Annotated in this window: 8 protein-coding genes; 5 read left to right on the top strand and 3 right to left on the bottom strand. The window is 54.9% G+C overall.

What is annotated here, in order from left to right; translation table 11 throughout:
• Positions 1-73: 73 nt before the first annotated feature.
• Complete coding sequence (gene trpS / locus QN359_RS15120) at positions 74-1,096, bottom strand: tryptophan--tRNA ligase (RefSeq protein ID WP_322248841.1); 1,023 nt, start codon at positions 1,094-1,096, stop codon at positions 74-76.
• A gap of 257 nt (positions 1,097-1,353) precedes the next feature.
• Here trpS and hemC point away from each other — a divergent pair, with 257 nt between their 5' ends.
• The 5 genes from hemC (at position 1,354) to ppa (ending at position 6,107) form a co-directional block, all read left to right on the top strand.
• Positions 1,354-2,301 carry a hydroxymethylbilane synthase gene (gene hemC, locus QN359_RS15115; protein ID WP_323493298.1) on the top strand — a complete coding sequence of 316 codons (948 nt, stop codon included), beginning with the start codon at positions 1,354-1,356 and terminating at the stop codon, positions 2,299-2,301.
• Positions 2,302-2,338: 37 nt separating this feature from the next.
• Positions 2,339-3,106 (top strand): uroporphyrinogen-III synthase, encoded by a 768-nt coding sequence (locus QN359_RS15110; protein ID WP_322248840.1) that lies wholly within the window; start codon positions 2,339-2,341, stop codon positions 3,104-3,106.
• Positions 3,103-4,257 carry a uroporphyrinogen-III C-methyltransferase gene (locus QN359_RS15105; RefSeq protein WP_416200195.1) on the top strand — a complete coding sequence of 385 codons (1,155 nt, stop codon included), beginning with the start codon at positions 3,103-3,105 and terminating at the stop codon, positions 4,255-4,257. Before QN359_RS15110 ends, QN359_RS15105 begins: the two co-directional genes overlap by 4 nt.
• 3 nt (positions 4,258-4,260) lie before the next feature.
• A complete protein-coding gene (locus tag QN359_RS15100) occupies positions 4,261-5,457 on the top strand; it encodes a heme biosynthesis HemY N-terminal domain-containing protein (protein ID WP_322248839.1) in 1,197 nt (398 codons plus the stop codon).
• 113 nt (positions 5,458-5,570) lie between these two features.
• Positions 5,571-6,107, top strand: coding sequence for an inorganic diphosphatase (gene ppa, locus QN359_RS15095; RefSeq protein WP_322248838.1), 537 nt, complete (start codon positions 5,571-5,573; stop codon positions 6,105-6,107).
• Positions 6,108-6,283: 176 nt separating this feature from the next.
• On the opposite strand, the gene QN359_RS15090 is transcribed toward ppa, so the two are convergent.
• Positions 6,284-7,327: a serine/threonine-protein kinase gene (locus QN359_RS15090; RefSeq protein WP_322248837.1), complete on the bottom strand. Its 1,044-nt coding sequence runs from the start codon at positions 7,325-7,327 to the stop codon at positions 6,284-6,286.
• Between the two features lie 31 nt (positions 7,328-7,358).
• Positions 7,359-8,528: a GNAT family N-acetyltransferase gene (locus QN359_RS15085; RefSeq protein WP_322248836.1), complete on the bottom strand. Its 1,170-nt coding sequence runs from the start codon at positions 8,526-8,528 to the stop codon at positions 7,359-7,361.
• Positions 8,529-8,535: the final 7 nt, after the last annotated feature.

Below are 8,535 nucleotides of genomic sequence, written 5' to 3'. Positions count from 1 at the left end.
GACGCGATGGGAGGGGATGCAAACCCCTTCCAGAGTCTTTTCCATCGTCGCTTGCGACGATCCATTAAGTTGTTCAGAAGTGTTTCAATCCGATGGCGGCCTTGACTTCATCGGTAGTCCGGGCCGCAATTTCACGTGCGCGCGCCGTGCCAGTTTTGAGCATTTGTAACACTTCGCCGCGGTCTTTGGCAAACTCTTCGCGGCGCGCACGGATGGGTGCGAGCATATCTTGCAGCACGCCTTCCAAGCGTGCCTTGACCACACTGTCACCCAAGCCGCCGCGCACATAGTGTTCTTTCAGCGCTTGCACTGCGGCTTTATCTTCGTCGAAGGCATCGAGGTAAATGAAGGCAACATTGCCTTCAATGTGGCCGGGGTCGGCCACGCGCAGGTGCAAAGGATCGGTGTAGACATTGCGCACGGCTGCCTTGATTTCTGCCGGACTGGCACCGAGTATGATGCCGTTGCCCAGCGATTTGCTCATCTTGGCTTTGCCATCAATGCCGGGCAGGCGACCGATTTCCGGTACCAAGGCCTGGCATTCGACCAAGATGTCGCGATTCACGATGCGGTTGAACCGGCGCACGATCTCATTGGTCTGTTCTATCATCGGTATCTGATCTTCACCGACCGGTACCAGACTGGCTTTGAATGCGGTGATGTCGGCGGCTTGGCTGACTGGGTAAGTCAGGAAGCCGGCCGGGATGTCCCGTTCAAAATTGCGCAAGACGATTTCTTGTTTGATGGTCGGATTGCGTTCGAGTCGTGCTACCGTGACCAAGTTGAGGTAGTAGAAGGTCAGTTCGGTCAATTCCGGAATTTGCGACTGGATGAATATGGTGGACTTGCTCGGATCGATGCCGACGGCAAGGTAGTCGAGCGCGACCTCGAGTACATTGTTGTGCACCTTGCTCGGGTCATCCATGTTGTCGGTCAGTGCTTGCGCATCTGCCAGCATGATGTATTGCTGGTATTGGTGTTGATACTTGACGCGATTGCGCAGGCTGCCGACGTAATGGCCTAAGTGCAGTGGACCAGTCGGGCGGTCGCCAGTCAGGATCAGGTGGTTTTTGTTGTCTGTGGTGCTTGCTTGCATGGGGAATCCGTCGCTACGTGCGTAAATGAAGAAAGGACTGAAAAATGGGGCGGCGTCTTGACGCTGCGCTGCTATGCCAGAAGGCATTATCATGCACGCGCTGTTGAAATCTTGTCAAATTGTGAGAGCCAGATCAATAAGTGTGATGATTTTACCGTGGAATGGCGGCGAATTCATGAATCGGCAGTGGTAAAATTCCGCACCTAGGCAATGTTCGGCATCGTGCCCTTGCTAACGTCAACCGAAAGATCGCTATTTTGACCCCCACTTCTCCTGTAAAACTGGTGATCGCTTCGCGCGAAAGCCGGCTCGCCATGTGGCAAGCCGAGCATGTGCGCGACCGCCTGAGCGCTTTGTACCCACTCTGTGACATCTCAATACTTGGCATGACGACACGTGGTGATCAAATTCTTGATCGCGCGCTCTCGCAAGTAGGCGGAAAAGGTTTGTTCGTCAAGGAGTTGGAAGTGGCAATGGCCAATGGTTTGGCTGATTTGGCCGTGCATTCGCTCAAAGACGTGCCGATGGATTTGCCGGATGGGTTTGCCCTCGCGGCCGTACTCGAGCGCGAAGATCCGCGCGATGCCTTTGTCTCAAATCGTTATGCCGGGCTGGCCGAACTGCCCGATGGTGCGGTGGTCGGCACCAGCAGCCTGCGGCGCCAAGCTTTGATCGCGGCACGCTTTCCGCGTTTGATCATTCGCCCCCTGCGTGGCAACTTGGATACCCGCCTGCGCAAGCTCGATGAGGGGGAATACGATGCCATCATTCTGGCCGCGGCCGGCCTGAAACGCCTGGCTGTGCCAGAACGTATCCGTGCCTTTCTGGCGCCCGAACAGAGTTTGCCAGCGGCGGGACAGGGCGCGATGGCGATAGAAATTCCGGCACAGCGTGCCGATTTGGCGGCTTGGCTGGCCCCGCTCAATCATCTCGCCACGGCGCAGGCAGTGACGGCCGAGCGGACTGTATCGAAGGCCTTCGGCGGCAGTTGCCAGATTCCGCTGGCAGCCTATGCCACGGTGGTCGATGGCAGTATGCATGTGCGTGCCATGGTCGCCATGCCGGACGGCAGCCGTATTGCCGCCGCCGAGGTACGTGGCGCGGCGCTGGAGGCACCGGCCTTGGGAGCGCAACTGGCGCAGGCCTTGGCGGCGCAAGATGCCGCTGGTATTTTGGCGGCTTGTCGGGTCGAGCCGCTGGCATAATGCGGCGCAAGGGGAATTTTTTTGAAATGAGCAAGCCATGTCGCAGGTGATCGTGACGCGTCCGTTGGCGCAAGCAGTGCCGCTGGCCGCGCAGGTAGAAGCGCTCGGGCTGCGCACTTGTATTTTTCCTCTGCTCGATATCGCGGCGCTGGCAGATCAGTCGGCCTTGCGGGCGGTGGTGGCACGCTTGTCGGATTTCGCGCTGGTCGCTTTCGTGAGTCCGAATGCGATCGCGGCCTTGCTCGCGCATGTTCCAAAGTGGCCAGTTGCTGTCTCGATTGCCATTATCGGTGCCGGCAGCCGAGTGGCGCTACAGAAACATGGTATCGATGATAGTAATGCCAACATCATCAGTCCGCGTAATGCAGTGCGTACCGATTCGGAAACGCTGCTTGAAGAACTCGATGCTGCGGCATTACGTGGTCGTCCGGTGTTGATCGTACGCGCCGCCGGGGGGCGTGAATTATTGGCTGATGCATTACGTTCTTGCGGTGCCGAGGTCGAACAAGTGCTCGCTTATCGCCGTGGTGCGCCGCTGTTTGATGCGCGAGTGAAGCAGCAATTGACGGACTTGCTCGACCGCGATAATGATTGGATCATCACCAGTTCGGAAGCCTTACGCACGCTGGTGAGTTGGAGTCGACAGCTCGATTTGGATAATGCTGTCGTAAAAATGCAACATCAACATTTAATCGTTCCTCACGTTCGCATTGCAGAATCGGCTGCGGCACTGGGGTTTCATCATGTCACTTTGACTGGCTCAGGCGACGCGCATGTGCTTGTCGCGTTACAATCTCGTCTATGAATGAACAGCAAACCAATTCCGGGCTCGCCACGCCGAGCCCACACACTGAACCGTCGGCACCGCCGACGGTGGCCATGACTTCTTCGGCAGCGCGACCGGCTTGGAAGCAGCCGGCTTTCGTTTTGGCTGGCGTGCTCGGTGTGCTGCTGGCCGCCAACTGGTGGAGTGCACAGAATCAAATCAGCGCGCTGCGCGAAGAAGTGGCGCGACGCTTATTGTCGGCCGATACAGTCAGTGCCGAAACAAAAATGATGGCGCGCAATGTTCAGGACACCACCAAGGAAGTGCAATCGAAGGTGATTCTGCTCGAAGCCAAGCAATCTGAGGCGCAGAGCCAGCAAATCGCGCTTGAGCAGTTGTATCAGGATTTATCGAAAAATCGTGATGAATGGGCGCTGGCCGAAATTGAGCAAGTGCTCTCGACTGCCAGCCAAGAGCTGCAATTGGCCGGCAATGTGCAAGGGGCTTTGATCGCCTTGCAAAATGCCGATACCCGTCTGGCGAAATCGGATAAAGCGCAATTCATCGCGATCCGACGCGCGATTGCACGCGATATTGAAAAACTCAAGTCGCTGCCTACACTCGATTTGCCCGGCATCGCCTTGCGACTCGACAGCGTGATTGCGCAGACCGAACATATTCCCTTGTGGTCTGCTGAAAAGTCGGTCGCCAGCGCGATCGCACCGAAAGCACCGTTGCGAGTATTGCCGAAAACTAAAGTCGCTGCCAAAGGCGGGGCCGCGGAAGCCGGCGAAATCGTGGAAAATCCATGGAGTGCGCGCTTGCAAGATGCGTGGCAAAGCTTTGCGAGCGAAATGTGGGTTGAAGTCAAGCAGCTTGTGCGGGTTCGTAGCGTCGATACGCCAGAGGCTTTACTGCTGGCTCCGGAACAGTCGTATTTTCTGCGCGAAAACCTCAAGCTGCGTTTGCTCAATGCGCGGCTAGCCTTGTTGACGCGCAATGAAAGCGTGTTTCGCAGCGATATGATTTTGGCGCAAGACGCTATTACTAAATACTTCGACACCCGCGCCAAGCAGACGCAAACGGTGCAGGCTTTGCTGCGCCAAGTGCAGAGCAGTAATCTGTCCATCGAGATGCCTAGCCTGTCAGATAGTCTCAATGCGGTACATAACTACAAAGTGAAGCCTTAGCGTATGCGAATTTTTATCCGGCTTCTGATCCTGTTTGCTCTGGCCGTTGGCCTGGCTTTGGGTACGCGTTTTAATCCCGGCAATATGGTGTTGTTTTACCCGCCATATCGCATCGATCTCTCGCTCAATCTGTTTTTGGTCGTACTCGTGGTGTTGTTCATCTTGGTGTACGTGGTGATCGGTGCTTTCACGACTACCCGTAAAATGCCACGTAAAGTAGCGGCTTACCGCCAAAATAAGCGCGAACGCGATGCCAATAAGGCTTTGCGTGAAGCGCTGCGCACCTTGTTTGAAGGGCGCTTCGGTTATGCTGAAAAAGCCGCCATGCGCGCGGCTGAATTGCCTGAAAATGCCAGTGTGTCGGCACTCATCGGTGCGCGTGCCGCGCATCACATGAGCCAATTTGAACGGCGCGATGCTTGGCTGGCCGGTATCGAGAGCGATGCGACGCATAAAGTCGCACGTTTAGTGACGGCCACCGAATTGCTGGTCGATCAGCATCAATCGAGCAAGGCGCTCGACGCCGTGCGTGAATTGCATGCCAGTGGCAGCCGCCATATTCAAGTGCTGCGCTGGGCTTTGAAAGCCAATCAACAAGCCGGTAAATGGCCGGAAGTATTGAAACTCGTGCGTACGCTCGACAAGCACCATGCCCTGCATCCAGCCTTGTCGACCCGACTTAAAGAGCTGGCTTACGAAGATATGCTGAAAACCAATGGGCATGATGCCGAATCGGTGCGCCGTGCTTGGTATGAGATTCCAGCGGCGGACCGCAGCTCGCCGTTTGTCGCCTATCAAGCGGCGATGTCGTTCAATGCGCGCGGTTTGTTTGATGATGCGCGTAATATCGTTGAAAAAGCCTTGGCCGGCGAATGGGACGAGCGTTTGCTGCGCGCCTATCGCGAAGCCGCGGCAGCCGAAGGGTCAGCCGCCTTGCTGTCGCAAATCGACCATTGTGAACGCTGGCTGCTGGTTCATCCTACCGATGCCGAGCTGGCACTGACCCTGGGTACCCTGTGTCTGCGTCAAAAATTATGGGGTAAGGCGCAGCGACATATGGAACAAGCCTTGTCAGATGCGAGTTCGGCCACCACGGTACGCGAAGCTAATCTTAAGCTGGCCCAGTTGCATGAAGCTTTGGGGCAGAGCGACGCGGCCGCGCGGCATTACCGACAATGTGCGATCGCGACCACCTTGTGATTGCCGTGGCGGCGCTCAGCGCGCTGCGGCAGTGCACAAAACCCTGCCGAAATTGGCTATAATCTGCCCTGACCGAATTTAGTTCTACCTGATATTTACCAAGAAAGAGTGCCATGAGCTTGAATAATGTTCCTGCAGGTCGCGATCTGCCAAATGATTTTAACGTCGTGATCGAAATTCCTATGAATGCCGATCCGATCAAGTACGAAGTTGACAAAGAAACCGGCGCGATTTTTGTCGATCGTTTCATGGGTACGGCCATGCATTACCCATGCAACTACGGCTACGTGCCACAAACTCTGGCTGGCGACGGCGATCCGGTCGATGTATTGGTAATCACACCGTTCCCTTTGTTCCCCGGTGTGGTGGTGCGCTGCCGTCCTATCGGCGTACTGAAAATGACTGACGAAGGCGGCGAAGATGCCAAAGTGTTAGCCGTACCGGTCGACAAAATTCTGCCCATCTACACGCACTGGCAGAAGCCGGAAGACATGAATGAACTGCGCTTGCGCCAAATTCAACATTTCTTTGAGCATTACAAAGATCTGGAAAAAGGCAAATGGGTCAAGGTCGAAGGTTGGGGCGGTCCGGAAGATGCCAAGAAAGAAATCCTCGACGGCGTGGCGAATTTTAACAAAGCCAAAGAGTAAAACGACAGCCTTGCTGTCGTTGGAAAAAACGCACCCTTGTCGGTGCGTTTTTTTTAAGAATTTCGCATGCCTCTGGCGGGAACACCGTGTCGTTTTCAGTTAACGACGAACGTCGCTGGATTCCTGCCAAAAGCTCGCAGGAACGACGCGACTGCCAGTTGGGAAAATTTCTGGGCTTAGTGTCGGAGTGGATTGATAGCGATCGCCACAATCGCAAGCACAACAGCCATGGCGCATAACCACAGCAGCGAGTTGGCACCGCCAGGCTGATTGCTGCGCTTACGTGGGCTGTCAGTGTTAGCGCGGCCGCCTTTTTGTTTGAGCTTTTTGTCGCGCTCAAGGAAGCGCTCCAGGGCTTGCGACATCTCGCGCGCGCTTTGATAGCGCAGGCTTAAATCTTTCTGCATGGCTTTGACGACGATTTTCGATAAGGACGCGGGAATGGCTGGCAAGATTTCGGATGGGGACTTGATGGCTTTGTGAGCGATTTGCTGCAGCAATTTGTCGATATCATTGCTTTGAAAAGGCTTTTGCCTGGTCAGCATTTCATACATCACCGCGCCGAGTGAGTAGACATCGGTCAGGGCATTCACTGCCTTGCCCAGCGCTTGTTCGGGCGACATGTAATTCGGTGTGCCGAGAATATTATTATTGAACAAGGTAGGGGCACCGTCACGGCTGTCGTCGAGCAGGCGGTTGGGCGAGCGGGCGATGCCGAAATCGAGCACTTTAGGCTGCTGGTTCGGTAGCAGGAAAATATTGCCGGGTTTGATATCTCGGTGGATCACGCCTTGCTCATGGGCGTAAGCGAGCGCATCGGCGATCTTTTGTATGATTGTGGCCGTTTCAATGATGTCGAAGCGATGTCCTTGGCCCAGCAACAGGCGCAAATCTTGACCGGCCAGCCATTCCATAGCGATGAAGGCGACGCCGCCTTCGCTGGAAGCATCGAAGATCGTCACGATATTCGGGTGCGACAGACGGCCGGCGGCACGCGCTTCGTTGATGAATTGTTGTTCCTTTTGTTTTTTTTCGACGGCGTTGGTAGCGCAGTTAAGAATTTTGATCGCAACGGCGCGATCGATCACAGGGTCGTGTCCGAGGTAGACGGTACTGCTGGCACCGGCACCGAGTTTTTCGGTTAAATGAAAGCGACCCACCCGTTTGCTCAGCAGGGCAGGCCCAGTCAAACTTTCGGGTGCGTGTGTATTATTTTGCATTACAGCAGAATGCCTTGAACCACGCGAAATTTCAAGTAGCTTGTGGTGCTTGCTGATAAGGACTGTGCTCATTGAGGTCGTCAAGATACATTTCTATTCCCTGGCGCTCACGGTTTAAAAAATTCGCCACCGCATCGTTAAATTCTGGTAGGGCCAAACTATGTGCTGACCAGGTCTTGAATGGTAAGAAACCACGCGCCATTTTGTGTTCCCCTTGGGCACCGCCTTCGAAGACGCTGATTTTTTCGCGTATGCAGAATTCTATTGCTTGGTAGTACGCGGTTTCAAAATGCAGACAGGGGTGCTGTTCGATGCAACCCCAGTAACGGCCATACACGCGCTGTTGATGATGGATGAGCAGGGATGCGGCGATTTTTTCGCCGTCACGCACGGCAAAAATCAGATGGATATGCTGCGGCATGCTGGCCCCGATGCGCAGGAAAAAATCCAGATTCAGATACGGTCGAGCGTGGTGGTTGGTGTAGGTGAGGTCATAACATTGCTTGAAAAAACGCCAGTCTTCGGTACTCGCTTGACTGCCGCTGACATGTGAAAACACGATGCCGCGCTCGGCTACTTTGCGGCGCTCAGCACGGATATTTTTACGTTTTTTTTGTTCCAGCGTGGCTAAAAACTCTTCGAAGTCGCGGTAGCCCGGGTTGTTCCAGTGGAATTGTACGCCGGTGCGTATCAAGAAGCCGGCTTGGGCGAACAAGGCGACTTCCTCTTCCGGCAGAAACAGCGCGTGGCAAGATGAGTAGCCTTGCTCGGCCAAGACTTGTCTGAGCACGCTGATGAGCATGCGTTTGTCGCCGGCATGGGCGGCGATGATGCGGCAACCGCTGACGGGGGTAAATGGAATGGCCGACAATAATTTGGGATAATACGCGTGACCATAGCGCTGATAGGCATCGGCCCAAGCCCAGTCGAACACATATTCGCCGGAAGAATGATTTTTTTCATACAGCGGACAAGCGGCGACCAGGCGGTCTTGCTGCCATAGTGTGAGGAAACACGGTGTCCAACCGCTGGCTTGACAGGCCGAACCCGATTCGTGTAAAGCATCTAAAAATGCCGACGACAGAAAAGGGTTGGCAGCCGGATCGCTTGCCAGTAGCTGGTCCCATGCGGCGCTTCCAATCTCTCTGAGAGAACTGGCGATGCCCATGCGATAATGCTGGTTAAGAGAAATTAATTCCATATTTGAA

Origin of the sequence: Undibacterium sp. 5I2 (assembly GCF_035019605.1) — a bacterium.
In the GTDB taxonomy this organism is placed as follows: Bacteria; Pseudomonadota; Gammaproteobacteria; order Burkholderiales; family Burkholderiaceae_D; genus Undibacterium.
This window is presented reverse-complemented; position numbering and strand designations above follow the sequence as displayed.

What these genes read in the sequence shown, in the direction of transcription:
- trpS (WP_322248841.1), bottom strand. Translation starts at nt 1,096, where the DNA reads ATGCAAGCAAGCACCACAGACAACAAAAACCACCTGATCCTGACTGGC.
- QN359_RS15085 (WP_322248836.1), bottom strand. Translation starts at nt 8,528, where the DNA reads ATGGAATTAATTTCTCTTAACCAGCATTATCGCATGGGCATCGCCAGT.
- QN359_RS15110 (WP_322248840.1), top strand. Translation starts at nt 2,339, where the DNA reads ATGTCGCAGGTGATCGTGACGCGTCCGTTGGCGCAAGCAGTGCCGCTG.
- ppa (WP_322248838.1), top strand. Translation starts at nt 5,571, where the DNA reads ATGAGCTTGAATAATGTTCCTGCAGGTCGCGATCTGCCAAATGATTTT.
- QN359_RS15100 (WP_322248839.1), top strand. Translation starts at nt 4,261, where the DNA reads ATGCGAATTTTTATCCGGCTTCTGATCCTGTTTGCTCTGGCCGTTGGC.
- QN359_RS15105 (WP_416200195.1), top strand. Translation starts at nt 3,103, where the DNA reads ATGAATGAACAGCAAACCAATTCCGGGCTCGCCACGCCGAGCCCACAC.
- QN359_RS15090 (WP_322248837.1), bottom strand. Translation starts at nt 7,327, where the DNA reads ATGCAAAATAATACACACGCACCCGAAAGTTTGACTGGGCCTGCCCTG.